We start from the raw sequence: 26324 nt of genomic DNA, 5'->3' as shown, positions 1-26324 counted from the left end.
GATTTATTTTTGAGTCTGGCGTTTTGTTAGGAGAAACACTGATTCCAACACTACGGGCTTTTACTGTTATAAATACCTTTTATGCTGTAGTAAACAGGCACGGAATGGCTGGTCAGTCGTACCCAATAAATTGTTATTATACCATGCGGTAATAATGCAGTAGGAATAAATATTATTGCACTGCAGCTGTAGCACAGTCTATGCCGTTAACTCGTGTGAATACAGCTATGCAACCCTATTATTTAGTGTTTTAAAACCCATTTTCCATGAAAAAAAAGTTAATCGCCTTGGGACTGACCTGCTTCCTGTTATTGGCGACCTTGCCCATCTTTGCCATGCAGATTTACATTAAATCGCTTAGTGGCGCTACCATTACACTTGAAGTAGAAGAAACAGACAGTGTTGAAAAGATAAGAGAACTCATTGCTGACAAAACTGATATTCCTCCAGGCTGGCAAAGGCTGATATTTGCCGGCAAACAATTAGAAGACGGCAGAATTTTAAGAGACTATAATATTAAGCATCAGGCTACCATTCATCTGGTTGTAAGATAGGTAGATATTTTGTAAAGCCAGAAAAGTTAAAGTCTTGCATACATGCAAGACTTTAATTGTGCTGTCGGGCGTTCTTTAGTTGGTTATCCTGAAGCAATCATGGCCGCCGGCAGTTATATTTTACTTACCGTGAATAGTGGTGTGGCGGTAGCATCCGAACTCGGATGGGGAGTACCTGCATAAGTTATTGATAACCGTACCCGGGCAACCCATACCAATGGGCCACCTCCGCCGCTCACTTGTAAGGTGCCGGATATAATGCCGGAAAAACTACTCCCGTTCCATGACGCGGAAGAAGTTCCGCCGGGATAGCTGAACAATATGGGTTGGGCTCCGGTCACAGCGACCATGCTAGCCCAGGTATAGTCTCCGATAGTAGGATCGTAGGTCCCATCCCAGATACATCTGTAGGTAACGGAAGTAGTAGCGTATACCGATCCTCCCGGAACGGAGCCGCTCACCGTAAAACCAGTGTTATAGTCTCTTATTACAGACATGGTTGGGTTTTCATCCCTGGCATTATCTGTTTTGCGCTGATCAACGCTTTTTGTAGCTGTTTTAATGGATATATTTTTTTCCAGTTCCCGGAAGGCTTCATAGGCTTCTTTATAGCTGTTGAAATGAGCGGTAGGAACAGCCGTCTGCTGCCCCTGTGGTGCCGGTTGTAAGGTAACCAGGGTGGCCAGTTTTGCTTTGTAATCTGCTTCGGTCTGTACTGGTGCCGTATTTTCTTTTTTGCAGGAAAACAACAGCATGCTGCCCGCAAGCATAAAAATGATCTTCTTCATAAAATTGTTGTGATAAAGGAATTGGATGATAAAATAGATGAATAACAATTGTTTCAGCGATAACCGGGTATTTTAAACCGCTTATAATTTTGTGATGGCGATATTTGCTACAGCGGTGGGGTCGATACCTGGGTGCGTTGAGCCGGTATACGCTACCTGTACATTTACCCGGGCTGTCCATACATCTGTTCCACCATTACTGTTAGTAATGGTCCCGCCTATCGCCACTGAACGGGATACTCCATTCCAGGATACTACATCATTGTAGGAGCTATATGCCAATGATAATGCTTTAGCGCCGGTTACATTGATCGTGCTGCTCCAGATACCTGTTCCCATGCCATCCGGATCGAGGAGCTCATCCCAGATACATTGGAAATATGTAGTTGAAGTGGCATTTACCAATATGCCTCCGGGTGTGGTGCGGCTAATGGAAAAGATGCCTTCAAAGTTTCTGGTGTTGGAGGAACGGGCTAATGGGCCGGCATTAGCTGATAATGGCCGGTTGATAGGTTTAACAGTTACTGGTACCGTGATTGGTTTTTCCAATGAACGGAGTGTCTCGTATGCTTCCTGATAACTGCCAAAGTTATGGGTTGCCGGAACAAACGTCTGGCTACCCGCGGGCGCCGGTTGTAAGGTGACCAATGCCGCCAATTTTGTTTTATAGGCTGCTTCCGTCAGTCCGGGCGATGTATCTTCTTTTTTACAGGAAAAAAGCAGGATGCTGCAGGTCAGCACAAAAATGATCTTCTTCATAAAAATGTTGCAGGAAGTGGGTTAAATAGGGTGATAAAATGGGTTAATAATTACTTCAGGGATAACCGGTTACTTTAAACGAGAGGCAAGTTAGGGGCTGTTGATGAGATGATTTTGCAGCTGTTAGCCTGGAATCTTATCCAGTGCTGCATTTGGGGGGATATAGATAAGGGCTTTTTATTGTGTCGGGTAGGCTGGATTTGAGTGAGCAGCCTTTGTTCAAGCTAGCCTTTGATTTTGTTTATGCTTTCAGTAGCAGGGGGATATCGATTGGTGTCAAGTGTACTCCAATCGATATTCCCTTTCATCATTACACCAAGTGCATTAATATACTTTTTCAGAATAGGGTCAATGTCCGAAGAAAATGGGAATAAGTACCGAATGGATTTTTCAAATAAAATAACCTCTTTGTCATGTACTGTGACAGCTAAATCCAATGCTCTGCTTAGTGTAATATGACGCTCTTTTCTTAGTATCATCACCAGGTTCATCTCATCGCCTTCTTCCAGCTCTTTTTGGTAAGAGAAAATATCATTTGCATAACATACGGAGTCAGCGCAATAGCGTAAAATATTCTGCATTAATGGAAAATCAAAAATATGAGCAGGTATATTTACATCAATCATAATTTCTACCAGATGATTAAAGACATTTGCCCCTCCGATCATACATCTGTTGGACATGTATTCTTCCAATGTTGGGAGCCGGCATTGGTCAATAAGCTCCATCCGCCAAAGGTTTGCCAGGAGCGCATCACGTAAGCTTGAGGCGAATCTATGTTGCCATTCAATACTGGACACCTCACATAACCTTTCCCAAATATCGAGAAAAGCAGTAAGTACTGCTCCCTTTACCTTTACGTAGGGCCTTTCTACAATTTCGATCAATTTGAAAACAAAGCCTTGAAAAAGCAATTTTTTATTTCGTTTTTCAATACCGGTATCCCAATGGTCATCAATTAAAAACAGCCACGCATTAAGGTCCGAGGCAATCTTTAATCGGCTAAACGCTGCATTGGGAAACATTCTGGCTATCATGTGCGAGAACTTTCCTTCTCTGTTGTACCGGATTTCCTGTTCGGTACGAAGCAACGAGAATTGCTGTAACCAATCGTGTGTAGCCTGCTCTAGATGTGCTACATAGGGGTTAATTGCGCCCTGGTAAGGACAATAAAGTGTTGGCATAATAACAGGTTTTTCTTAGGTTAGTGTAATAATAAAAATATTATATATTTCTAATGTAGACAAATGAAAAAAGCCCACTGGTAGATGGGCTTTTGATAAGCAACTTTAACTAAAAATTGTTACTGAAAAGAATAAACATAACATGCAAACAAAGTTTCTGTTGATGTCTTCTCTTTAATGCGAGTAGAGCATCTGACCTTAATCCTAAGCGGTTAATACTATCCCCAAAAATACTTTCATAGTCAGATTAATTATCTATTACCTTATCTGAAAATTACAGATTGGGATGCTTGATAGATGGGGATTGGCCTGTAATGTTCTGTGGATGCTGTCCTCACGGGCAATATAGTGTCCTACCATAATGAAGGGGACGATAACCAACAAATCGTAAACACAAACTTAGCCACCCATCTTATTTTACTATTATTGAATTCTACATCTTGCGTCACCTCCGGCACTGATGATATTGGGATCATCATTACCATTAAGCTGTTCCAGCAGATATCTATAGACAGGAAGTTGATGCGCACATGCCCGTCCGGTTTTCGGATCGTGGTTTACATTTGAATTATTGGTTGAATCAATCCTGAAACCACCAATGACATGTGTATAGATATTATTACCTTTTAAATCAGGCAATACGGGAAGTTTGGGAACGGAATCTTCTTCATTATAAATACGATTGCTTTCACCGATCTTACCAGTGGCGAAAGCCGTAAATGTCTTATCTCCTGTCATCGGTGATGCAAAAGTATCGAGGGAAAGATATTTCTCCAGTTTGAAAGCGGCAGCTGCAGCAAAATAGGTGGCCACAGCGGCTCCCAGACTATGTCCTGTTACCGTTATCTTTTTGGGCCCGCCTGTTGTAGGCATATATTTTTGCGGATCGGCAGCAACCTGGCTTAACGAAACAGGGTTAAAGGTATTGTCTCCCGGCAGGACAATCCGACCAGATTGAAAAATGCTATAAAAGCCTTTTGCTACTAACCCGGTTTTATTATAAATTTCATTGAATTGAACCAGCGCAATTTGCTTGTCTGCTGCGTATTCAAAATCATTTTGCGTACCTCGGAAGACGATCACATAATTGCCAGCTGTCTTATGCTGTGCGATAAAACCAAAATAGGACCAGATAGTAGCGCCGTTGTCATTCTCCTGCACCTGTATATTATATCGTACGTTGTATTTGGTGAGGAATGAAGTGTCTAGCAATAGCGAATAGGCAGGATCTGAAAGGATATCCCGGTATGCAGCCAGGGAAGGATTGAAATCTCCCGCCTTCGCCTTTTTGTTAATGCCGACCGCGATGGCGACGAATCCGGATGTAGCAATAGCTTCAGAAAAAGAAAGGGCTGCTGAGGTTACTTGAGGTTCCATAAAGTATTAATTTTTAGCAATGAAGAATGAAATGATTATTGAGGTATTACATGACAGTTATTTTGAGGTATATCCAATTGAAGTTAGTGTTTTTTTATAATTCCCAATGAACATCACAGTACCCGTAAAATAACCAATAATTAAAATAAGTAGAGGCTATTCTGGAAACTTAAAAAAGAGGAAGTGGTAATAAAATCTAAAGTAAATCGTGTATGCAGAAAATTGGGAACAGGTGTACCTGTTTAGTGATAGCTGTTCCCACTTGTGTATTTGTTGGGACGACCGGACGAGAATCAGTTTGAAAAATAATCAGGTTAAACCATACTACGGCTTCTTTTCCTTTTTCTGATGATCCAGGCTACCGCAAACAAGATTATCAGGAATAAGGTGATTGAAACAATCCATGGCATTAAAGTATTGCTCCTGTCTGGTGCATGTAACAAGCTATTGGGTTTTAGGTAAATATATCCGTTCCGGTTATCCAGCAATACATTAAATCTTTTCAGCAGCCTATTGCCCATTAGCCCCCTGGGACTATCATTCGGCTGCCTGCTTTTAACCAGGGTCTTCACATTACTGAAAAGCTTCCCTCCAACTTCAAATCCCGGCAACACGATTCGGGTGCCCCATAAGCTAAAAGCCTTTTCTACCTTACCATTCAGCTGATGCTTTTCATAAAGAACGGAGGATATACGCAGGTAACCCGAAAAGCCGGTATCAAACATATACCAATCGGTAAACAAGATGCCATTTACTTTTATACTGGCCTGTATAAAAGGTACTACGCCTGCATCTAAAATAATACCGTGCTGAGTATATGCTTTCCCTATTTCGGGCATCGTATCATGAATCACCATAATTTTGCGGTCATAATTCAGTTCTACTACCTTATCCAGAAACAAGGAGTTGCCCAGCAGGCCGTCTTCGCCACGGTCCATATTATCGCCAACAACCCACGTAATGTTATTTTCCCAGCGCATGGAGCCGACTGTCAAGGTATTTTTGCTGCTGGTGGGCACTTCATGGCGGCCATCCGAATTGATGAGGATAGTTTTTCCATCGAATTTCAGTTTGATTTTATCCAGGGATCCCTTTTTAATGATATTTCCGCCTGCTCCTAAATCAAACTGAAAATTTAATGGGGCGGAACCATTTATGCTGCCCGAAATAAAAATCTTATCGTTGCTGCCTATCGTTATCGGTATGGTGTCGCTCTTTTGTGCTTCGGATTTTCTGTTACTCGTAAAATGCAGCAGATCGTTTTCCTTTGCCACAATGCGGGTAAAACAGCTGTCTCTGTTATTTAAGAGAATGATAAAATCGTACACGCCGTTGTATTGCGTATCAAAAGCAATGGAATCTACATCGGTGCGGAACATTACCCGGTGCGGTTTATGCGGAATGATGACATAATACAGATCGGGTTTTTTATCGGGCAGTATGCGCCAGACTCCCTTTCGGAAATCGTCTCCGTCCATTACATCCACTGTTCTGGAAGTAGCCTTGATTACAGGCAGCTTGTCTTGAGCCTGGACAGCCGTATGAATCATCATCAAAACTGAACAGACAATGATGATAAACTTGAATGTCTTCATAATGGAGTATTTAAATACTGGTTTAGGGATCTTGCGTTCCGTTATTGAGCGCTGTAACTAAAAGGAATATTAATTTGAATAAGGACGGCTGGTGGATGGAATTAAATAGACACTACGCTGTTGCACGGATAATCAAGATAGGAAAGAATTGCTAAAGAAGCAACAGGATAATATTTATAACCTGGTAGGCGATAGTTAGCAATAAAGCTGTATAAACCAGTAATAGACTATTAACAGGAGCTCGGAGAAACATCTGGATAGAAAAAGGGAAATTATCTACTGCAGCAGGTTTTAAAAGATAATTATGGACCTGTACATAAGGAAGTGACTGGGGGATTATTAAGAAGAAATGAATAACCATCTTGAAATTAAAAAATCCGGTTGAAACATTTTCAACCGGATTTTTTTGTTATTCAGCAACTTCGCCTTCGCCTTCTCCTTGGCAAGGAGCAAAACAACCGCCGCCACTACAGCAGGTCTGGCAACCAGAACAACGGCTACCTGCATGATAGGTATGGCAGCTGATAATGGAAGTGAGCCCACCAACTACATTGGCCATCTGACTTTTGTTGAGGTTGGCAACAATTCTTCTGTCAAGAGACAAACCTGAACCTGTTTTTTTTAATTCTACTTTTTTCATGGTAAAAGGTGATTTGAGTGGTTAAAAAAAGAACGTATGAATGGAATGAAAAGTCAATAGTGATATATCCCGATAAATCGGGATCGTGACAAAATATATCAGATGATGCGTTAAAATGATGGCAGGAAAAATTTACTACACATGATAGCATTATTCCTATTGCATGAATCTTAGTGTTTAGTGTGAATGGATCTTTTTTCGGAATTACATCGCCGGTGCCTGCCGCATTTCAAGGGTTGTGCCAATAATCGGGATCGTATATTATAGGTCGAAGTTCTGCAAAAAAAAATAACGGTGAATATCAGGTGTTTATCATACTGTTATTGTTGATGTTTTAATTGAGATATTAACGAATGTATTGTTTCTTTATAACATCCAAAAATTATTTTCCCTTTAAAGAAAAGATTTCGCTAAGCAGATGAAGGCTATCATCTCTCAGGGTTACGTCTCTGCTTAAATCCTGGAATATAAACTCATCTACCTCCAATGTTTTTTTCCATTGATATAAAGTTTCCATGAATAATTCCGGTGTACCTATCACGCAATGAAACGGGAATTTTCCTGCTTCAAATTCCGTTTGATATAACTCAATTGCAGTCTCATGATGATGATGGCAGATGCCCGAAAATGCAATACTGACGGTGGGATATGCCTGATGCTGCCGGAAATAATTTTCTCTGAAAGTATCGAGCTTCTCCTTCTCATGATAAATAGCGTTGGCATCATGAAAAACTGATTTCGAAAAATTTATCCTGTTGGATACAGCTATGTCAAGTGAGTTGTAGGAAGAACCAAGTAACCAGCATTCCGGTAGTTCTGAGTTGGTAGGCGCGATCAACACACCAGGTTGTTGATGCACATGTTCATCACGCAGGAACTGCAACGTTTCAGCTACATGCTCGTTGAAAGCGTTGGCTGAAAGTGGCGTAGATGCAGCTTTTTTTAGCATTAATAAAATCTTCTCTTCCGTGACTTTCCCTCTTGCAAAGCCGAGATCTATTTTGCCCGGAAATAAGGCACTCAGTAATTTGAAATTCAGGGCAACACGATAAGGTGAATGCATTTCCATCAGGATTCCTGCTATACCAATTTTCATGTTGTTACACAGTCCTGCAAGTATAGGTAGCAGCATTTCCGGGTTGTTCCATGCAGGACTCAGATTATGATGTTCTGTAAGCCAGAACCGCGAGTAGCCAAGATCATCTGCTGCTATGGCATAATTTAGCACATCCTGCAACACATCCACCGGGGAGGCTGTTGTTGATCGTAGGCCAAATTCCAGTAAACCTATTTTAAACATCTGTATTTGGGTTTTTGAATAATTTGATATATTGCGACAAATATATATTATGGCTGCTGAATTCTATTGTCCCTATTGTTATATTATCCCTTAAGTATTGTTTACCACGAATGAAAAAGAAAGGAAATGCAACGCTGATCACTTACACAGGAATAATTGCAATAACAAGAGAACATCAACTTAAAAATAGGTGCCAATAAGTAAGGACGCGTTGGGCTACTCGAAAAGTATACAAACATGGCCCCCGACGTCGTTAATACCATCGCAATGAAATATTACGACGAATTAAAAACAGTAGTACCTCAAAGATAATAGCAGTCCGAAAAATTATTAATGCATGAAACAGGAAAACTGGCGCCCTATATCGGCAATGCAACCCCATGAGGTCGAAGAAATTGTGTGGAGTATCCATCGCAATATCCAGGCAAACTATGACGACGGATTCAGTTATGAATACGATACATCTCTGATGTATGGAAAGTTTGGCTTTGTACTCTACTACGCCTATGCCTATAAAACTTTCAGGGAAGAAAAATATTATGAACTGCTGACGGAAGCATTGTCAGCGGCGATTGAGCTGTTAAATGAAACAGAGCTGACTTTCAGTTTCGGCAAAGGACTGGCAGGATGTGGATGGGTACTCCAGCATCTTATCAACATGGGATTGCTGAATCGGGAGGATGATGTGATCGTTGCGTTATATGATCACATAAAAACTTATTCCCTGCAGTGTTTTGAGCAGGGTGATTACGATGTGATGCTCGGAGGCCTCGGATGGGGCATGTTGCTGCTGGAAAATACTACTACCAGCCAGGAAGACGTGGACGCCATCGTAGATGAACTATATCATCTTGCTATCACGCATGAAGACGGGTTAATATGGCAGCAACTGCTCGCAGATGCTCCGCCCAGGATTAACCTGGGTATCGCGCACGGCATGCCGGGCATCCTGGTGTTTTTATCTAAATGTCTGCAGAAAAGTGCGGATCCCGAACGTTGTACTTACCTGATCAACAGCGGGATGGAATTCCTCCTGAAACAACGCCTGGTAAACCAGGCATCCATCTTCTCCTATTCCATTAGCAACAACCGGCAGGAAGGAATTACACCGCTAAGATGGTGTTACGGCGATATGGGCACAGGCATAGCTATACTGGTAACAGGTATTAACACCGGAAACGAAGCATGGATAGCAGAAGGTACACGCATAGGTCTGCATTGTGTGAAGCGTTTGGCAGAACTGGATTACATGCCGGATGCGCATATCTGCCACGGAACAGCAGGTCTTGCACATATTTTTAACCGCTTCTTTCACTATACCGGCGATATTGCTTTCAAAGCAGCCGCCCAGCATTGTTTCGACCTTACGCTGAAAAAAATACTCCGGGAAGGAGAGGGGATTTCATTTATTGCTGACAAAGGGGATTTTGGGAATCTCAGGATCAATGGCGTCATGGAAGGTGCCGTGGGAGTAGGACTGGCTTTCCTTGCTGCTACAGCGGATTTTGAGCCTGAGTGGGATGGGATTTTTCTCTTATCATAACCTGTTTCTATGCGCATTTTTGCTGCCGACTTTTATTTGCTCAGAACTCCTATATTATCAATCGGGAACATCTATTCATTTTACAATAATGATGATCATTCCATTGATGCGCTGCTGACTTATTGTTCCGCTCATCCGGTATTACTGGAAGCTATCTTTTTATCTTCTCCGGAGTTGTATGACCAGATCAGAAAATACCAGGCCGGGGAGCTGAAGAAAGAAAAAGATATATGGAAACTCACCAGGGCCGTATATAAATACTTCGCCCGAATGACCACGAGGTGTACGCCTTATGGCCTTTTCGCGGGATGTGCGCTGGGGAAAACGACTGCCGGTACCACGGATATCCGTATCGGTAATATTGAAAGTCACCGCCGTTATTCCCGGCTGGATATGAATATCGTATGTGAGCTGGTGGAAGCTGTCATCGCACTTCCTGGTGTAAAACCACAACTCTCCTATACCAGCAATAACAGCATTTATATTGTTGGGGATCAGCTGAGGTATATCGATTACACATCTGCCCGTAAACTCCGCTTTTATAATATCGTTGAGATAACCGTTTCCGAACCGCTGATGAGTATCCTGGCGTTCTGTAAAACAGCCGTCAGCTATACGCAGATACTGGATTTCCTGATGGAACAAACCGGGGAAGAGGTGAGCCGCGAAGAGGCTGCTGCTTTCCTGGATGAACTGATTGACACACACCTGCTTGTTTCCAATCTGGAGCCTACCATCACCGGTGAAGAATATTTTGCGATCCTGATTCGCCGGTTGTCTGTATTGAATATAGACCCTGCTGTGGTAGCGCATATAAGGGAGATAGAAAATCTGTTGCATGCGGAAGATACCGGCACGGAAAAATATTACGAGATCAGAAAGTTGCTGGGATTGCTGATAGAAACCAGCATTAAGGATATTGTGCAAACAGACCTGTTCGTAGAGACGCCCGTGAACGTGATGGATAAAAAGCTGCTGGATGACCTGGGAGAAAGCATCGCACAGCTGACCGTTATGAGCAGGATAAATAATAATCCTGACCTGGAAAGTTTTACGAGACGATTTTTTGAACGGTATGAAATGCAGGAAGTACCGCTTAATATAGCGCTGGACCCGGATACCGGTATCGGTTATGGACAGAACAGTGCCAATCGTGTGAATCACACGCCACTGGTAGATGATATCCACATCGCTGCTGATTTACCACCATTCAAACCGGAATGGACAAACGTAAGACAGTTTCAGGCAGCGAAACTAAATACGGCCTTTAAAACAGGTAATGATGAAATTGTGATAACGGAAGAGGAACTGAAATCACTGGGAAATCAACAGCCGATGCCTGCCAGCTTCTGTGCGATGGGATCTTTCATCAACCAGCCGGATAGCTGTGATTTCCAGCTGGCGGTTGCTTACGGGCCAACCGGCGCCAATATACTGGGTCGCTTTTGTAGTGGCGATGCGGAGCTGACAAACAAAGTGAAGGAGATGCTGGCATATGAAGAACAACAGGAGAAAGATGCCATCTTCGCTGAGATCGTACACCTGCCACAGTCGAGGGTGGGCAATATCTTAATGCGGCCCCGGCTGCGGGAATATGAGATACATTTCCTGGGTACCTCAGATATTGATGATGATAAAATCATCACCATTAATGACCTCGTCATTTATCACAATGGAAAACAACTGATCCTTAAAAGTAAGCGATTAAACAAACGGATTATTCCGCGGCTCTCTACAGCACACAACTTTTCATCCGGCAACCTGGGTATTTATAAATTCCTGTGTGACCTGCAGGCACAGGGGATGGTTACCAATGTCGGCTGGGACTGGAACGTTTTCCACCAGGAAGTTTTTCTGCCCCGGGTACGCTATAAAAATATTATTCTCCAACGTGCGAGATGGAATATGAGTCGTAATGATGATTGTTTCAACCCCAAAACGGAAGAAATTGATGAAGCAAAATTCAATGTTTTCCGGGAGCAACACCGGATGCCGCGCTACGTTTACCTTTCGGAAGGTGATAATGAGCTGATACTTGATCTCTCCAATGAGCTATGTATGGCTATACTGTCTGAGCAGTTGAAAAAATCGGGCCGGCTGTCGCTCATAGAATGCCTGCACGACCGGGATAACTGTCTGGTGAAACACGAGGTGGGAGTTCATACGCATGAAATCGTGATTCCATTTTATTGTGAGCAGGAACGCAAGCCGGAGGGTAGCTTTAAAATGGATACAACAGCAGCAGTACAGCGTACTTTTCTGCCAGGCAGTGAGTGGCTGTATTTCAAAATTTATGGATCTTCCAATTTCAGTGAACAGATATTAACCGGAGCCATGAAAGAAGCTGCTGAAAGCCTGATAGCACAACAGGTGATTGATTCCTGGTTCTTCATCCGGTACCAGGACCCGGAAAACCACCTGCGGTTAAGGCTGCATCTCGTTGACCCTGTAACAGGGTTACAGGAGGCCATGCATACCATCTATACGATGTTGCAGGATTACCAGCAGCAGGGAGTTATTTCCAGCATTCAGCTGGATACCTATGTGAGAGAGCTGGAACGTTATGGCGGCGCTAATATTATCAACAGTGAAATACTTTTCCACCACGACTCCAGATGTACCGCTCAGTTTCTGGGCATGATCGAAGGAGATGCCGGGGAAGTGTACCGCTGGCAGTTTGCATTGAGAGGTATAAACCAGTTGCTGGATGACTTCCGTTTTGACACGGATAATAAACTGGCACTGTTAAAACAGTTACAGTCGGGTTTCTTTATGGAGTTTGGTGGGAGTACTTCGTTAAACAGGGCCTTAAACGATAAGTACAGGGCCGCCATGCAAAATGTGAAAGCTGCTTTGGAAGAATCTACTGATGAGGATTTTCAGGTGATCAGGGACCTCTTAAATGAACGCTCCGAAGCGACCATTCCTATTGCGGCGGAAATCCTGGCATATTGCAGTAATAATGCGTTGGACAAAACTTTTCTGCTTAGCAGCTATATCCACATGTTCCTTAACAGGTTGTTTAAATCAGAATCACGGAAGCATGAACTGATCATTTACCATTATCTGTTCCGTTACTATGAATCCAGTAAGGCAAGGCAACGCAAAGGCGGCAGCTGAAAAATTTGGGTTTGAGGTCAGTTCGGACGGGATCATCATGTGTGGGTGCATAAAAGAGAATTTTATTATAACTTAGTGAAGAAGAGTAGCAGAACGAATACCTGACTGCAGATTTCGGGTAGCTGCGCTATGAAGATAGGATCAACGGGGGACGCTTGTATTTCCGGCTGGAGATAAAATACTATTCAGAATTTTTAATAGCTATGCTGAAAACCTTATTATTGATTGCATTGGGTGTTGTACTGTATGGTGGCGGCGTGTTTGCCCAGGATACGGTTGCCGAAGATGCGTATTTATCCGCGCATCATTATTCTTTTTCTGTTACAGATGGATTTAGTGAGAAAGCCCAGCAGGCGCTTATAGAAAAATTATCTCCCTATAAAGTGATACTACTGGGAGAAGGAGGTTCGCATTATCTCCGTTTTTATGAACAGGTACAATTGCCATTGCTGAAATTTCTGCATGAGAAATTAGCGGTCAATGCCTTCTTCATGGAGATGGGACATTCTTCCGGCATGGTAGGCACGAGGTTTCTCCGTACCGGTGATACGGTTTTTATGCCGGGATGGAAGCCCCTGAAAGAGAGCGTTTTCTGGACAGGGATGTATCAGTACCTGCTACCGTCGAAGGGGGCGGACATCGCCTGTTTCGGGATCGATTTTGAAAACCCGCGAAATTACGGGAAGGCGATGCGGGCACTGATACCTTTACTTCCGGCGGATGCCCCACTCACGGCACTATTACAGTCGTTGCCGCAACCACTTAACTGTGATAAACTGGTGGAATACAATAAGAAAATAAAGCGGGAGGTGGAACAGGATACCGCGTTGTACCGGCAGCACCTGAAAGGGCAGTATGATGATCTGCTGCTGATCCTCAATAATCCGGGTTCCTGTAAGGATGTGATGAAAGACCGGAATAATAACCTTTATCGTCGCTTCATAGAGGGCGATAAGCGTATCGGCTCTCCACGTTATTACGGGCAAATGGGCGTTGCACATACAGCAAAACACCTGCGCAGCTTCGCAGCGAAGCTGGATAAGGATGCCGCTTTTGAAGGCAAGGTATGTGTGATCAACACCTATTGTCTGGAATGCTCCACCCCCGAAGAAGAAGTCTCGAACTGGCAGCTACGTGCCGTGGAAAAAGATATCCTGCGGTTGCTGGTAAAGTACTGCCAATCTGATTTTACCTTGTTTGATTTCACGGGTGCTGATAAGCGTTTCGAACAATTCCGGAAGATGGGTGAGTTTATCCTGGTGGCGAGGCACCAACATTGAGTCTTTTGCAAAAGTATGAAATGGCATGTCGTGCGACAATAAAAAAGTACCAATCTCTTGAAACGTCACCAATAAGGCCATCAGTTCATGCTGATGGCCTCCTGGAAAGTCGGAATGACGGGATTCGAACCAGCGGCCGCTGGTTTCCTCATTTATTAACTCAGCAACCGTTTTTGTTAGAGGTGCGTTTATAAATTATTTTACTTTCTCGTTCTACATAGTCGCCTGATACGATTGGATATCCATACTTGGGCGCGTGCGACACACTATGGCTTCTTATAATTATCTTGTCGTTGACTTTCAGGCTGTGCAATTGTTGATATTCATTGAAGTTCAAAAAATTCTTGTCAGACTTTTCCGGTCTGAAAGTAAGAATATAGTCGTCACCATTAATCCTGGCCATCACGCCGAAACCGAGTCGTGATCCTGGCGGAAGAGAAAGAGACGTTACAACAGCCTCCATATCGGTAAAAGCACTTATATGCTTCCTTATTTTCGCAGCCCCGGCAAGCACTTTTTTACCTTCGGGAGATGCTTCCCATTTTTTGTACTTGATACCGGCAGGGGTAGCCTCCCATTTTTTCAATTCATCTTTCATTTCAGCAGCAGAGAGTGGCTGAGGGGTTGGTTTTTTAGCAGTTTCATTGTTGATGTCGCGATTAGCAAATACTAATCCGCTGACTACAACCAGCGGTAGGATCAGCGCATAAATAACTTTTTTCATGTTTTTTGTTGGTTTAATTGACATAGATTTATCTCCTGATAAATCAGATCCGTTTAAGGCATTTTTTGTGTTTTTCATATCTTATAAAATTGATTTCAACGAAATTAACTGCCTGTTTTTCAGCCTGGAAATCTGGATTGTAAATAATAATGTAACCTTTGTAAATAAATGGTAAATGGTATGTCGGATCGCCTACATCTCCGCTCCGGGAAACGCAAATACCTGTTCGGGTTGATGCTCCTCTCGTTTGTCTCCATCGTCTGTGTGGCTTTCAGCATGAAAAGAAACGATGATTTTGACGTCGCCAGAAGGGAGGTCTTACTCCGCAAAATCGGACATGAACTGCTTTTACAGTCGGGCGACAGTACGTCAAGGGTACTGCCGGTAAAAACGATCGGAGCGCATGAATACCGGATCAGCTTTGAGCATGCTTTTACTTTTTACCCCGACTCACTGGTAAACATTACGCAGCGTTTGTTGGCAAAAGACCCGCTCGCAGGTGATTATGTTGTTAACATACTTAACTGTGGCAACGCCACTGTAGCCTATGGATTTGCTATTTCCGCAAGTAAAAAAGATGATATTGTAGCATGTCAAGGGAGAAAGCAACCCACAGCCTGCTATATGGTGGACATTAAGTTTAAACCGGCGAATGTAAATATTGTAAAAAAGGTATCTTTTTGGGGTAGCCTATCGGTTTTAGCATTCGCTGGCGTTATTTTTTTGAGGTCTGCCAGGCCGCGAAGAGTCCCACCTGCCAGCCAGCAAATTGGTGTGTTCAATTTGGGGTCGATATCGTTCGATGCGGAGGCGCGCAAGCTGATGATAAATGGGAACACCATAGACTTAACTGCTACGGAAACGCGTGTACTGCACATTTTCGCATTGTCTCCGAACGAGACTATAGAACGAAGCCGGTTGCAGAAAGAGATTTGGGAAGATGAAGGTGTGATTGTAGGTCGCAGTCTTGATATGTTCATTTCAAAACTTAGAAAAAAACTGGAACCTGCCCCAGATATCAATATTGTGGTTGTACGTGGCAAAGGATATAAGCTGGAAATTAGCGCTTAAGAAGAGTTTTTCTGTCCAGACCAGATCAAAATGGATTGTCTCAGGCTTTTGAGACGGCCTATTTGATTTTCTAAGTCGGGGTGACTGGACTGAGTTCGAACCTTATTGTGACAGATTTCCTAAGATTTGGCAACTTTTCTGCTGAAATAATATATTGGGTTTAATAAGAAGAGGATGAATGTCCTGATCAGATAGCAATAAATAACAACAGCGATAATATCTGCGCTATATTTTGTGTGCTTTTAAACTAAGATCCATGCTCACAGCATGATTGGTGATAGCGCCGCATGAAACGAAATCGACACCGGTGCGGGCATATGAAATAATGTTATCGAGATTGATACCGCCCGACGCCTCGGTCTCGTACTTACCGCCAATCAGCTCAATTGCTTCTGCCAATAGTTCCGGCGTGTAGTTATCGAGCATGATGCGGTGTACATTGCCCACAGCAAGCACGCGGCGCACATCGTCGAGGTTACGGGTCTCGATCTCTATTTTCAGATTGCGGTTGTTGGCCGCAAGGTATTCGTTGGTTTTCTGTATGGCCAGCTCTATGCTGCCACAAAAATCGATATGGTTGTCCTTCAACATAATCATATCGTACAAGCCCATACGAAGGTTGTAGCCGCCTCCAATGCGCACTGCCTCCTTTTCGTATTCGCGGAACAGCGGCGTGGTTTTGCGGGTATCGAGTATTTTTGTTTTGTAGTCTTTTATTTTATCGGCGTACTTATTGGTTAGCGTTGCGATGCCACTCATGCGCTGCATGCAGTTAAGCACCAGTCTTTCTGCTTTTAATATGGTATGCACGCTGGCTTCAACGGTAAACGCGGTTTCGCCATTATTTACAGCATCACCATCTTTTTTAGAGAGGGTGAATTTTGCATCTTCTTCCAGATGATGGAAAATATCCTGCGCCAGCTGCATGCCTGCCAGTATGCCTTCTTCCTTTATTTTAAGTACCGCCTTACCTTTCGCATCGGCTGGTATGGATGCCAGTGTAGAGTAATCGCCGCTACCCACGTCTTCAAGCAATGCTGCGGCAATGAATTCCTGTGTTGTCAAACGCGCTGTATTTTAGGACACCAAATTAAGTAAATGCTACTAACTTAACGATAATAATTAATAAAGTTAATTCCAGCTTACTGTTTTCATTGGGCGATACGAATGCGGTATGGTATTTAACTAATTTTAGTTTTGAAAAGCAATTATATATATTTGTTTATCAATTATTAATCATTTGTACAAATGATCAAACTACTTCTTTTGGGGTTAGTATTTAATTCCAACTCTGACAATCCAGGTTTGGAGAAAACCAAACAAAAATATAGAAATGCAAAGCTCATTAGCTATACTCAGACTGCCTACTATCCTCTTCCTGATGTAGATCTCGTGGATTCGAATACGGTTTCTTACACCATTTTTAACCCGGCAAATTATGATTTTGAGTATTTCGCCAGGAGAGGATCAATTGATGAAGCTTATCAAAAAAAGATCTTCACAGAAGTCAGGCATAACGAAAAAACATATTATCGTTACGAAGATACTGTCAACCAATCCGGCTATCTGAAATCTTCTTTACTGAAAAAATATGGCCCGGTTTCTTTGTTAACTCACGAATGGACATATGTGAACGACACACTTATGGCAGGAGTGTCGTACGCCGATTATTCCAGGATTGAAAGCAGCTGGGAATACGAAGGAAAAAAAATTGTTGTAAAGCACCATATCTATATTTCACCGGATTATTCCATTGCCCGGTTTGAAAGAAAAAATTATGTAGAGGGCAAGCTGACTCAAATAGTCATCTATAAATTCTATAATTATGTATTTGAAGCTAAAGCGTCGAAAACTGCGTTTACAACTCCTGAAAAATACTCGTTGAAATATTTTGAAAGGATAAAAAAACTAAAGCCGCTCGAACCGGGCGTGAAAGTTCCGCCTTTTAAGGGCATAGATATCAGAAACAGTGAAATTGAACTGAGTAAGTTTATTGGAAAGAAAACACTGCTGTTATTCTCTGCTACCAACTGCGGGTATTCCCAACTTGTTACGGATCATATTAACCAATCTGATTTTATACTAGAGGGTAATATCAGGCTCATCAATTTTTTTGGATCAGACTTGAAAGAAAGAGTGACAAAGTATTTGAAGAGATATAAAGTGAACTATCCTGTCATAACGGATCGCAAAGATATCGAGACGGAATACGGAATATCCGGCTATCCCATCCTATACATGCTAGATGAGAATGGGATCTTGTCAAAATCACTATCCGGCTCTTCTGACATAATTGGTTTTCTTGATAGCCAGAGAAAGAAATAAGTATTCATCTTTAGGTGTAATCTCTTCTGCTGAAACGCAAAGTAAAAATGGTCAGTATTTCAACACCAGGGGAATATCGATTTGTGTCAAGTGTACTCCAATCGATATTCCCTTTCATCATTATACCCAGTGCATTAACATACTTTTTCAGAACAGGATCAATGACCGAAGAAAATGGAAGTAAATACCGAATGGCTTGCTCAAATAAAACAACCTCTTTGTCATGTACGATGACAGCTAAGTGAAATAGTTAAAACTATGTCAGACAATGTTTCTGCAACAGCTTCATCTAAGACTTTCGGACTGCCCGACTGGAATATTCCGGCCAATGAACGATCCATTAATCTGTCGTTAACGCTGTAACTGACCTTGTAGTCTGTAAAACTTCATATCAGGTGTGGTAAAGAATGTTTGCGAATGCCCTTCCGGAAAGTTATCAATATGGACTACTGTAGCGCCACTGGCTTCCTGCCATGAAATTGCAAATATCCCATCAGCGATTTGATGCCATTCACAAGGCGATTCACCTTTTGCACCTTTGCCTGGGCCATCAGTAATTTCATAACTGACCACATTACCATCTTCCGAGTAAAAATTATTTGCTGAAAGACCGGCATAGTCGACGCGAAACTTACGACCGAAAAAAAAAGTATACAACCATAGAAAGTTGATTAACAATAGTTTTTTGCAATATCCTCAAATAATATTATATTTCCACATTATACATAATATCGGATACTCTAAAACTTAAATCAAATATGTTTGAAGGACAATCACCGGACAACTATGAACAAAAATGTCTCTGCGTACTCGTTGTTGACATATCCGGCTCTATGGCTGGAGAACCTATAAATCAACTGAATAGGGGCTTGCAAGACTTTCATAAAGAGGTGTTGACAGATTTTGTTGCATCACAGCGTTTAGAAGTTAGTATGGTTACATTTGGAAGCACAGCCCAATGTATTCAAGAACCAACATTGGTTAATAACTTTCAAATGCCAACGCTTTTTACAAACGGAAGTACCAAATTGGTCGATGGTGTAAGATTAGCAATGAACTTGATTGAAAATAGAAAGAAATGGTACAAAGAAACGGGACAAAACTATTTCCGCCCAATGATCATATTAATTACCGATGGTGAACCCGATGCGGAACAGGATGTTAATGGGCTTTCAAATGAAGTTTCAAGTGCTATTGGTTCTAAAAAGTTTATGTTCTACAGTTTAGGTGTCCGAGGGTATAATCATCAAAAACTTACCCAAATTTGTTCTACACCTCCACCTTTGCCACTTGATGGATACAAATTCTCCGAATTTTTTAGCTGGTTAAGTAATAGTATAAGCATAATAACCAAATCTACAGAAGGCGAGACCTTATCGCTCCCTCCTATAAGCGATTGGACACAAATTCAAATGTAAAATGTATCAACCGAACTGGATTTTTGCATTCGCTTCTACAATTGGTAGTGGACATATTCTGGAAAAAAAACCTTGTCAAGATGCTTGTAAGGTAGAGTGTTACGATAACTTCTGTATAACAGTTGTTTGTGATGGAGCTGGCTCTTGCCCAAACTCCCATATTGGTTCGAAACAAGTAGCTGAACTTTGCGTATATCATTTTGAAAAGGTAATAACTTCTAAAAATTGGAATTATCAGAAGGAATTGCCTAATCAGGATATATGGCATAAGGTTGCTAAGCAAACTCTATTTGTAATTAGGGAAGACTTGGATAAGTTTAGCATGAGTAATGATTTAGACTTTAGATCATTAGCATGTACGGTTATCTTAACTATCGCTCTTCCCAAAGGACTGCTAGTTACCCATATAGGGGATGGCCGCGCGGGATATTGCAATAATAACCTTGAATGGTATCCAACGATTACACCATTTCATGGCGAATTAGCTAACGAAACTGTTTTTATTACATCAGATATCTGGAACGATGATATTGTTGATAATTATATTGAAAGCAAGGTAGTTATAGATGAAGTGAAAGCATTTTGCTTACTCTCTGATGGTTGTGAAAAAGCATCTTTCGAGTGTAATTTATTTGACAAGGAAAAGGAAAATTATTTTGATCCTAATAGACCTTTCCCTCTTTTTTTTAATCCTAATTTGAGAATTTTGCCGGAATTATATAAACAGGGTAAAAGTCAAGAAGAAATTAATAACCTTTGGATGAATTTTTTAATGTCAGGGAACGAAAAACTAAAAGTAGAAACGGATGATAAAACGCTGATTTTAGGTGTTAGTTTTTCTGAAATAACCAACAGTTAATAGTTAATGTCTAAAATAGTACAATTAAAAAATGGGACAAAACTATTACTAGAAGATAAAGCTTTTGCCAGTGGTGGCGAAGGTGACTTGTTTAGAATTATTAACCCAGTAAGCTTTCAAAAACAGGTTGTAAAAATATACAAACCGGACAAGAGAACTAAAGAACGAGAACAAAAAATAGAGTACTTAGCAGCCAATCTCCCTTTATTACATCAAGATGATCATCATTCAGTTATTTGGGTTAACCAAGTTGTATATGAAAATGGAAAATTTATTGGGTTTACAATGCCTGCTGCCAAAGGTGAGAAGCTAGAGTTGCTGTGCCATGTGCGAATGCCCAAGAATTTGACAGATGAATGGAAAAAGTTTGACTTTTATAATCCTAAAGCAATAGAACTTCGATTAAAGCTGTGTTTTAATATTGCCGTAGCCATTTATCATATTCACAATCTGGGCAACTATGTTTTAGTTGACATGAAGCCCGAAAATATAATGATTCAACCTAATGGGCTTATTTCAATAATTGACATGGACAGTGTAGCTGTTACCCAAAACAACAAAATTCTGTTTCCTGCACCAGTAGTAACACCGGAATATACACCTCCCGAATATTATAAAGGAGTAAAAATTAATAAAGACGGGTTAAATGAAACATGGGATAGATTTAGTTTATCCGTAATTTTCTACCGCTTACTTTGCGGAATACATCCATTTTCTGGTAGCTGTATAACTCCTTATGACAAGTGCAATGGATTAGCAGAAATGGTTGAAAATGGACTTTTCCCCAACGGGCAGAAACGCTCCTTTTTCAAAGTAATCCCTCCACCACATAACAATTTCCATAAATTAGAAACAAGTGTACAAGAGCTTTTCAAACGATGCTTTGAGAATGGGTATACTAATCCAAGTGACCGTCCTTCAGCAGATGAATGGTGTAGGAATTTATCACCTCAACCTGTTATTAAAAGATCCCTTCCTTCAACGCTATTATTTTTCCCGACTTTTGATTATTCAAGAGGTATAAATTACAGTCCCGTTATAAATGTAACCTTCCCAATTGTGAATTATTTGAATCCCTTCCCTTTAAAGGGTTTGAAATTTATAATTGCTAACATTGTGGGAAAATCAAAGCAGCAAAAATTAGAAGATTTAATAAGAACTCGAGAAAATGACCTGAAATACAAGTATGCAATGCAGCAGGTATATGAGCTGGCCTTGAAAGCATTGTTTGATAATTTCAGATCGGATGAAGCTCTTATTTTATCTAAGGAAAAATCCCAAATAGGGCAACTAAAAAGTCATTTTACTGTAGAAATGGCAAATATTGATAAATTAGCGAAAGGATTGCATATTCAAGAAGTACAGGAAATAAAAATAATGTTTGAGATTTTAAAAACAACCCATGCTAAGATTGACCAAGAAATAAAACAGCTATATTCGGACATTTTAGAGAAACGTTATGAAAGTCATGAAATGCAAAAGTCTGCCTTGCAGAAAAATATATATGACTTACAGAAACAAGAACAGATTGATATTAATAATTTAACTCAGAACCCCGCAAAGCTTTCGAAATATAGAATATCAGAGGAAGTGAGAGAAATTTTTGGTTCAAATAATAAACAGGCAGTTATATCCTTATCGTATGTGGGCATTTACACTGCTTCGGATTTTATTGACATTAGCTCAGACGGTAATTTGAAAATTCGTTCTGGCCAATGGATAAAGGCAACAGGTATTGGTTGGAATAGAGCGTATTTGTTGAATGAATGGAGAAAAAAATGTGAAGTAAAAGCAAATGAAACAATTACCAAAACGGTGAAACAAAACTATCAAAATCAATTTGGTGCTTTACATCAGTCATTAAATAATATGGATGCTATTTTTCAAAAAAACATCCAACCTTTTTTGATAGAATATAACAAAGCGAAAGATATGCTAGATACGGAAAAAGCTAAACACAACAAGATATACCAAGAAGAAATTTCAGACATACAATCAAAATATGAAAAACTACATCTGCCATTAACCACACAAGCTAAAGAACTTTTGAATTCAATACCTGCCCAAATTAAAAGCATTACAAATGAAATCCACAGTGCGTTGAATGATAATTTGCAAAAGTACACTTTGCTGTTTGCATCAAAGCAAAATGAGATAAAAGAGTTTATTGTTCAATTAACTATGGAGGCTAACGATTTATCCATCCTTCATCAAGAATTAGCTGTAATAGTTACGATTTGATCCAACAGTCGGGTCAAAATATCATGCAGCTGGCGCCAAGTCGTCCAGCTGTTTTTCTTTAGCCAAAGATAGTGTTTCCTCAAAAGTCTGTAGTGGTGTCCGTCCAAAGCAGTATTTACCAGGATGCATTCTATTGCGATTGTATTCGTTTAGCCAGGCATCAAGGTCGTCCTGCAGCTGTTCGATGGTATTATAGATCTTTTTACGGAAAGCGATTGCGTAGAACTCATCCTGGATAGTCCGATTCAGCCAATCGCAGATACCATTTGTCTGTGGACTTCTGGCTTTGGTTCTGCTATGGTCAATATCCTCCAGAGCCAGATAAAGCTGGTATTCGTGATATTCTCTGGCACCGCAGTATTCTGTACCCCGGTCTGTTAAGACGCGTAGCAGGCGTATACCATATTCTTCATAAAAAGGCAGGACCCTGTCATTGAGCATGTCCGCAACTACAAGCGCATTCTTTCTGTCATAGACTTTGGCAAAAGCAACCTTTGTGTATGTATCAATGACGGTTTGCTGATAGATCCTGCCGATTTCCGGGAAATGAAAACAGAGTACAGCACTAAATTTGAAAAGCTGGAAACCAAACTGAGCACCTTTGACCAAGACCAAGTAAATATTGACGACCTTCTGGACAAGGGACTGAATAACCTTTTGAAGCTGGATCATGCGTATGAAACCGGAGAAATTGAAAAGAAACGGGAAGTAATAAGTTCGATGTATCCTGAAAAATTAATTTTTGACGGATTTTCATTTCGAACTAACCGCATCAATGAAGCGGTACGCATAATATACACGCTGGACAAGGCTTTTAGTGAAAATAAAACAGGACAAAATGGTAATAATTCCACTTTGTCCTGTCTTGTCGGGATGACTGGATTCGAACCAGCGGCCTCTTCGTCCCGAACGAAGCGCGCTACCGGGCTGCGCTACATCCCGTGATGTGTTTACTAATTTAATAACCTTTTTCATAAATAACCAAAATTCTCCCGGAAAAATTATTTATGGCTAACTTTCCCCCATGAAAATGAAACATTACCTGCGGGAGGGTAAATCAGAAAACTACCAGGATGCCGAAGCAAAAGGGTTGTTGAAAGCCGGAGCGGTAGCTGCTGCATTATCCAAACAGTTGAATACGAAGATTGCCGCAAAGGAGCTGGAGGTATTTGCTACGGAGTGGCACCATGCGGGTGTATTCAAAAGCGGCGAAGGACAGGCATTGCGGGGGCGTAAGGTATATTTCTTTTCAGCAGCGGATGTGGCAAAAATTACCCTGGAAAAAATAATGGCGAACCGGCAAAAGGTGGCACGTAAGCCGGCGCCGGATAAAAGGGCGGTACAAGGCTGGTACCCCCGTTATTTTCGTATGACCGACCCCGTTACCCGCAGAACGGTATCGAAATCTTTTATAGGTATTTATAAGGGAACGGCTGATCAGGCGCCGAAAGGTTTTGTAGCCCTGGACGATGCGGCCCTGGCGGTAGCCGAAAAGCAACTGAATAGGGAGCTGAAACCGGGTGTGCCACCGGTATTTTAAGGTAGCTGCCAGCTGGCGGGGAGTGCCTGCCGGGTATGGTGGTATTGTGTGGTGAAAAGTGTAGCGGGTAGCTTTTGTTCCAGCAGGAGCAGGATCGCTTTAAATTGTTTGGTCAAAAAAAAACTCCGGGCGATCGTAAGGGTACGGTCGCCGTAATAGAGGATGATCTGCGGATCATCATATTTTCCCACTGTTTTCAGGTCTACCTGTGTAATATCGTTCCAGTCTATCTCCTGGGATTTCAGGCTGCCTTTGCGTGTCAGCAAGCTATCGGTGAGGAGGAGGTATTGTCGGGTGTAGGCAAACATCGACCAGGCCAGAAACAGGAAGACGGGTAGCACGAAGACCATCACGGGGCTGGTGTTGATAAAGGCGATGGTAAAGGCGCTAAGTCCCAGCATGACTACGCTCAGGACACGGAACAGAATACGGGGAAAGGTGGGAAGCCGGAAAAGCTGTGTAGTATGGAGGGGATTGGACATAAGTACTAATATATATCATTTATATTTGCGCCTTCAAAAAAAGTGACATGAATTATCAGAAAAGGATGGAAGGGGTGAAGGCATATTATCCTTTTGCCGGATGGCGGGAGAAATATTATGGTGATGCGGATGATGTGGGAGGCGTAGAACAATATTGCCCGGAAAACTGTGAACGGGCGGAAGCCATTGCGGATACCCTGATAGCGGAGCTGGTGGCTGCCGGTCAGGAGGCGGGTGAATCGGAGAAGCTGGCCTGTGTGGAAAATGGAGTTGCGGCTTTTAATGAGCTGGCAGAAGAGTTGAAAGGGCTGATTGAGTGGGAAGAGCAGGAAGACCTGTGTGAGTTGTTCGACCGTATCAGCAGGGCTGCCGGATTAACGCCCCAGGACTATGGTACCGGGAGTATCGCGGATCAATGGCGCACCTGGTAGTACGGTAAAAAAGTTCAGGCAGATAGCATGGCGGTTTACTGGTTTTTGCTTAACTTAAGTAAGAAAATATACTACGTTATGAGAAGCCTGTATACCTTGCCAGCTATCACCAGGTATGCCCTGGAACAGCCGCGCTTTACTCTACTGGATTCCGTGGCCAACAGGGTAGCGCTGATTACATTTTGCAGTGTTTTCAGTTTCCTGTTCATGTATATCTTTTTACCTTTCAATATCAACATCTGGTACGAAGGGCAGCAGCTGACGCTGGCCCAGTTATTCCTGCTGTTTACCCTTTGTGGCGTAGGAGCGCTGACGGTCTCCCAGTTTTGGCTGTTCCGGCTGAAATGGCGGCAAAAGCTGACCAATGCCACTTATCTGTGCTGGTTCCTGGGAGAGATGGTGTTGATCGCCTTCCTGGTTACCTTGCTGGATGTGATGCTCATCGATAAATTTCTGCTCACCTGGACAGAATTTTTTAATACCCTGCGCTATACTGCGCTGATCATGCCTTTACCTTATTTAATTGCTTTGCTGTGGTTTTATACCCGGGAAAAATGTGCGCAGTTGCGACAGCTGGAAACAGTTGTGCCGGAAGAGAAAACAGCGGTGCAGCATGCCTGTGTGCAGATCTGCGATGAACATAACCGGCCGGTGCTGACACTGCTGCCGGCAAAATTGCTGCTCATCAGGGCCGAAGATAATTATGTACATGTCTTCTACCTGTCGGGACATACCATCTGTAAACAGCTGGTACGTACTTCGCTGAAAAAACTGGAAACACAGTTGTCGGAAGAAGGATTCACCCGGGCGCATCGTTCCTATTTAATCAATATGTCTAAAGTGGTACTTTTTAAAAAAGGTACAAAAGGATATTTCCTGCAGTTGGAGGGATTGGAAGAGATGGAAGTGCCGGTATCGGCTTCCTGCCTGCCGGTCTTCCAGGAGCGTTTTGCCCCAACAGGCTGATTTTACCCCGTATAGCCTGGTTTTCGCCCCAAAGTCAATGCCATAGGCACTATGGTGCAGTGGATTGAAGTAATATCGCTGGTGTACGACACAACGTGAAAACTAAACCAGGTTATCTAAATCCCTC

The 26324-nt window shown here is 42.0% G+C and carries 23 protein-coding genes, 1 tRNA gene and 1 pseudogene; 12 read left to right on the top strand and 13 right to left on the bottom strand.

Annotated features, from left to right (window positions below):
• Positions 1-266 precede the first annotated feature (266 nt).
• Positions 267-554 (top strand): ubiquitin-like protein, encoded by a 288-nt coding sequence (locus OL444_RS26245; RefSeq protein WP_264728569.1) that lies wholly within the window; start codon positions 267-269, stop codon positions 552-554.
• A gap of 113 nt (positions 555-667) precedes the next feature.
• Here the strand turns inward: OL444_RS26245 and OL444_RS26240 are convergent, their stop codons facing one another.
• The 7 genes from OL444_RS26240 to OL444_RS26210 all read right to left on the bottom strand — a co-directional run bounded on the left by OL444_RS26240 (position 668) and on the right by OL444_RS26210 (position 8197).
• On the bottom strand, positions 668-1342 hold the full coding sequence (locus OL444_RS26240; RefSeq protein ID WP_264728571.1) for a hypothetical protein: 675 nt from the start codon (positions 1340-1342) through the stop codon (positions 668-670).
• Between the two features lie 81 nt (positions 1343-1423).
• On the bottom strand, positions 1424-2101 hold the full coding sequence (locus OL444_RS26235; protein ID WP_264728573.1) for a hypothetical protein: 678 nt from the start codon (positions 2099-2101) through the stop codon (positions 1424-1426).
• Between the two features lie 224 nt (positions 2102-2325).
• Positions 2326-3285 (bottom strand): terpene synthase family protein, encoded by a 960-nt coding sequence (locus OL444_RS26230; protein ID WP_264728574.1) that lies wholly within the window; start codon positions 3283-3285, stop codon positions 2326-2328.
• A gap of 423 nt (positions 3286-3708) precedes the next feature.
• Positions 3709-4662, bottom strand: a complete 954-nt coding sequence (locus OL444_RS26225) for a lipase family protein (RefSeq protein ID WP_264728575.1) — start codon at positions 4660-4662, stop codon at positions 3709-3711.
• Positions 4663-4976: 314 nt separating this feature from the next.
• Positions 4977-6257, bottom strand: coding sequence for an aspartyl protease family protein (locus OL444_RS26220; RefSeq protein WP_264728576.1), 1281 nt, complete (start codon positions 6255-6257; stop codon positions 4977-4979).
• A 409-nt stretch (positions 6258-6666) separates the two neighbouring features.
• Positions 6667-6897 carry a class I lanthipeptide gene (locus OL444_RS26215; RefSeq protein ID WP_264728578.1) on the bottom strand — a complete coding sequence of 77 codons (231 nt, stop codon included), beginning with the start codon at positions 6895-6897 and terminating at the stop codon, positions 6667-6669.
• A 382-nt stretch (positions 6898-7279) separates the two neighbouring features.
• Positions 7280-8197 carry an LLM class flavin-dependent oxidoreductase gene (locus OL444_RS26210; RefSeq protein ID WP_264728581.1) on the bottom strand — a complete coding sequence of 306 codons (918 nt, stop codon included), beginning with the start codon at positions 8195-8197 and terminating at the stop codon, positions 7280-7282.
• Between the two features lie 337 nt (positions 8198-8534).
• Between OL444_RS26210 and OL444_RS26205 the strand changes: the two genes are divergently transcribed.
• The 3 genes from OL444_RS26205 to OL444_RS26195 all read left to right on the top strand — a co-directional run bounded on the left by OL444_RS26205 (position 8535) and on the right by OL444_RS26195 (position 14140).
• Positions 8535-9740 (top strand): lanthionine synthetase C family protein, encoded by a 1206-nt coding sequence (locus OL444_RS26205; RefSeq protein ID WP_264728583.1) that lies wholly within the window; start codon positions 8535-8537, stop codon positions 9738-9740.
• Positions 9741-9749: 9 nt separating this feature from the next.
• The gene (locus OL444_RS26200; RefSeq protein WP_264728585.1) at positions 9750-12860 is read left to right on the top strand and encodes a lantibiotic dehydratase; all 3111 of its coding nucleotides are present in this window, start codon (positions 9750-9752) and stop codon (positions 12858-12860) included.
• 203 nt (positions 12861-13063) lie between these two features.
• Entirely contained in the window at positions 13064-14140 is a 1077-nt protein-coding gene (locus OL444_RS26195) for a TraB/GumN family protein (protein WP_264728586.1), read from the top strand.
• A gap of 160 nt (positions 14141-14300) precedes the next feature.
• On the opposite strand, the gene OL444_RS26190 is transcribed toward OL444_RS26195, so the two are convergent.
• Entirely contained in the window at positions 14301-14942 is a 642-nt protein-coding gene (locus OL444_RS26190; RefSeq protein ID WP_264728587.1) for a hypothetical protein, read from the bottom strand.
• Between the two features lie 102 nt (positions 14943-15044).
• Here OL444_RS26190 and OL444_RS26185 point away from each other — a divergent pair, with 102 nt between their 5' ends.
• Positions 15045-15935, top strand: a complete 891-nt coding sequence (locus OL444_RS26185) for a winged helix-turn-helix domain-containing protein (protein ID WP_264728588.1) — start codon at positions 15045-15047, stop codon at positions 15933-15935.
• A gap of 225 nt (positions 15936-16160) precedes the next feature.
• Here the strand turns inward: OL444_RS26185 and nadC are convergent, their stop codons facing one another.
• A complete protein-coding gene (gene nadC, locus OL444_RS26180; RefSeq protein WP_264728589.1) occupies positions 16161-17000 on the bottom strand; it encodes a carboxylating nicotinate-nucleotide diphosphorylase in 840 nt (279 codons plus the stop codon).
• 183 nt (positions 17001-17183) lie between these two features.
• On the opposite strand from nadC, the gene OL444_RS26175 reads away from it, so the two are divergent.
• Positions 17184-18260 carry a TlpA family protein disulfide reductase gene (locus OL444_RS26175; RefSeq protein ID WP_264728591.1) on the top strand — a complete coding sequence of 359 codons (1077 nt, stop codon included), beginning with the start codon at positions 17184-17186 and terminating at the stop codon, positions 18258-18260.
• 351 nt (positions 18261-18611) lie between these two features.
• Here OL444_RS26175 and OL444_RS26170 read toward each other — a convergent pair whose 3' ends face one another.
• Positions 18612-18917 carry a MoaF-related domain-containing protein gene (locus tag OL444_RS26170; RefSeq protein WP_264728593.1) on the bottom strand — a complete coding sequence of 102 codons (306 nt, stop codon included), beginning with the start codon at positions 18915-18917 and terminating at the stop codon, positions 18612-18614.
• Between the two features lie 101 nt (positions 18918-19018).
• Between OL444_RS26170 and OL444_RS26165 the strand changes: the two genes are divergently transcribed.
• The 3 genes from OL444_RS26165 to OL444_RS26155 are packed head-to-tail and all read left to right on the top strand — an operon-like array spanning position 19019 to position 22778.
• Positions 19019-19678 carry a vWA domain-containing protein gene (locus tag OL444_RS26165; RefSeq protein WP_264728595.1) on the top strand — a complete coding sequence of 220 codons (660 nt, stop codon included), beginning with the start codon at positions 19019-19021 and terminating at the stop codon, positions 19676-19678.
• Position 19679: 1 nt separating this feature from the next.
• On the top strand, positions 19680-20537 hold the full coding sequence (locus tag OL444_RS26160) for a PP2C family serine/threonine-protein phosphatase (RefSeq protein ID WP_264728597.1): 858 nt from the start codon (positions 19680-19682) through the stop codon (positions 20535-20537).
• 6 nt (positions 20538-20543) lie between these two features.
• Positions 20544-22778: a protein kinase domain-containing protein gene (locus OL444_RS26155; RefSeq protein ID WP_264728599.1), complete on the top strand. Its 2235-nt coding sequence runs from the start codon at positions 20544-20546 to the stop codon at positions 22776-22778.
• Between the two features lie 21 nt (positions 22779-22799).
• On the opposite strand, the pseudogene OL444_RS26150 reads toward OL444_RS26155, so the two are convergent.
• Both OL444_RS26150 and OL444_RS26145 read right to left on the bottom strand, forming a co-directional pair.
• Positions 22800-23315 (bottom strand): annotated as a pseudogene (locus tag OL444_RS26150) (integrase core domain-containing protein); the annotation flags it as partial.
• A 331-nt stretch (positions 23316-23646) separates the two neighbouring features.
• Positions 23647-23720: transfer RNA gene (locus OL444_RS26145), tRNA-Pro, on the bottom strand.
• Positions 23721-23802: 82 nt separating this feature from the next.
• Between OL444_RS26145 and OL444_RS26140 the strand changes: the two genes are divergently transcribed.
• Positions 23803-24318 (top strand): hypothetical protein, encoded by a 516-nt coding sequence (locus OL444_RS26140; RefSeq protein WP_264728602.1) that lies wholly within the window; start codon positions 23803-23805, stop codon positions 24316-24318.
• Here OL444_RS26140 and OL444_RS26135 read toward each other — a convergent pair.
• Positions 24315-24800: a hypothetical protein gene (locus OL444_RS26135; RefSeq protein ID WP_264728604.1), complete on the bottom strand. Its 486-nt coding sequence runs from the start codon at positions 24798-24800 to the stop codon at positions 24315-24317. The two genes, OL444_RS26140 and OL444_RS26135, sit on opposite strands and share 4 nt — an antisense overlap.
• A gap of 47 nt (positions 24801-24847) precedes the next feature.
• Between OL444_RS26135 and OL444_RS26130 the strand changes: the two genes are divergently transcribed.
• Together OL444_RS26130 and OL444_RS26125 are read left to right on the top strand one after the other, a co-directional pair.
• Positions 24848-25231 carry a hypothetical protein gene (locus OL444_RS26130; RefSeq protein WP_264728605.1) on the top strand — a complete coding sequence of 128 codons (384 nt, stop codon included), beginning with the start codon at positions 24848-24850 and terminating at the stop codon, positions 25229-25231.
• A gap of 78 nt (positions 25232-25309) precedes the next feature.
• Positions 25310-26197: a LytTR family DNA-binding domain-containing protein gene (locus OL444_RS26125; RefSeq protein ID WP_264728607.1), complete on the top strand. Its 888-nt coding sequence runs from the start codon at positions 25310-25312 to the stop codon at positions 26195-26197.
• Positions 26198-26324: the final 127 nt, after the last annotated feature.

The sequence above is a fragment of the Chitinophaga nivalis genome, from assembly GCF_025989125.1.
GTDB classification, from domain to species: domain Bacteria; phylum Bacteroidota; class Bacteroidia; order Chitinophagales; family Chitinophagaceae; genus Chitinophaga; species Chitinophaga nivalis.
The sequence above is the reverse complement of the archived record's forward strand: the minus strand, read 5'-3'. Positions and strand labels throughout refer to the sequence as shown.

Coding starts and splice junctions, on each gene's coding strand:
- OL444_RS26190 (WP_264728587.1), bottom strand. CDS start 14,942: ATGAAAAACACAAAAAATGCCTTAAACGGATCTGATTTATCAGGAGAT.
- OL444_RS26240 (WP_264728571.1), bottom strand. CDS start 1,342: ATGAAGAAGATCATTTTTATGCTTGCGGGCAGCATGCTGTTGTTTTCC.
- OL444_RS26130 (WP_264728605.1), top strand. CDS start 24,848: ATGAATTATCAGAAAAGGATGGAAGGGGTGAAGGCATATTATCCTTTT.
- OL444_RS26220 (WP_264728576.1), bottom strand. CDS start 6,257: ATGAAGACATTCAAGTTTATCATCATTGTCTGTTCAGTTTTGATGATG.
- OL444_RS26165 (WP_264728595.1), top strand. CDS start 19,019: ATGTTTGAAGGACAATCACCGGACAACTATGAACAAAAATGTCTCTGC.
- OL444_RS26155 (WP_264728599.1), top strand. CDS start 20,544: ATGTCTAAAATAGTACAATTAAAAAATGGGACAAAACTATTACTAGAA.
- OL444_RS26200 (WP_264728585.1), top strand. CDS start 9,750: ATGCGCATTTTTGCTGCCGACTTTTATTTGCTCAGAACTCCTATATTA.
- OL444_RS26185 (WP_264728588.1), top strand. CDS start 15,045: ATGTCGGATCGCCTACATCTCCGCTCCGGGAAACGCAAATACCTGTTC.
- OL444_RS26140 (WP_264728602.1), top strand. CDS start 23,803: ATGAAAATGAAACATTACCTGCGGGAGGGTAAATCAGAAAACTACCAG.
- OL444_RS26215 (WP_264728578.1), bottom strand. CDS start 6,897: ATGAAAAAAGTAGAATTAAAAAAAACAGGTTCAGGTTTGTCTCTTGAC.
- OL444_RS26230 (WP_264728574.1), bottom strand. CDS start 3,285: ATGCCAACACTTTATTGTCCTTACCAGGGCGCAATTAACCCCTATGTA.
- OL444_RS26125 (WP_264728607.1), top strand. CDS start 25,310: ATGAGAAGCCTGTATACCTTGCCAGCTATCACCAGGTATGCCCTGGAA.
- OL444_RS26135 (WP_264728604.1), bottom strand. CDS start 24,800: ATGTCCAATCCCCTCCATACTACACAGCTTTTCCGGCTTCCCACCTTT.
- OL444_RS26210 (WP_264728581.1), bottom strand. CDS start 8,197: ATGTTTAAAATAGGTTTACTGGAATTTGGCCTACGATCAACAACAGCC.
- OL444_RS26235 (WP_264728573.1), bottom strand. CDS start 2,101: ATGAAGAAGATCATTTTTGTGCTGACCTGCAGCATCCTGCTTTTTTCC.
- OL444_RS26175 (WP_264728591.1), top strand. CDS start 17,184: ATGATCAAACTACTTCTTTTGGGGTTAGTATTTAATTCCAACTCTGAC.
- OL444_RS26225 (WP_264728575.1), bottom strand. CDS start 4,662: ATGGAACCTCAAGTAACCTCAGCAGCCCTTTCTTTTTCTGAAGCTATT.
- OL444_RS26245 (WP_264728569.1), top strand. CDS start 267: ATGAAAAAAAAGTTAATCGCCTTGGGACTGACCTGCTTCCTGTTATTG.
- OL444_RS26195 (WP_264728586.1), top strand. CDS start 13,064: ATGCTGAAAACCTTATTATTGATTGCATTGGGTGTTGTACTGTATGGT.
- OL444_RS26205 (WP_264728583.1), top strand. CDS start 8,535: ATGAAACAGGAAAACTGGCGCCCTATATCGGCAATGCAACCCCATGAG.
- OL444_RS26160 (WP_264728597.1), top strand. CDS start 19,680: ATGTATCAACCGAACTGGATTTTTGCATTCGCTTCTACAATTGGTAGT.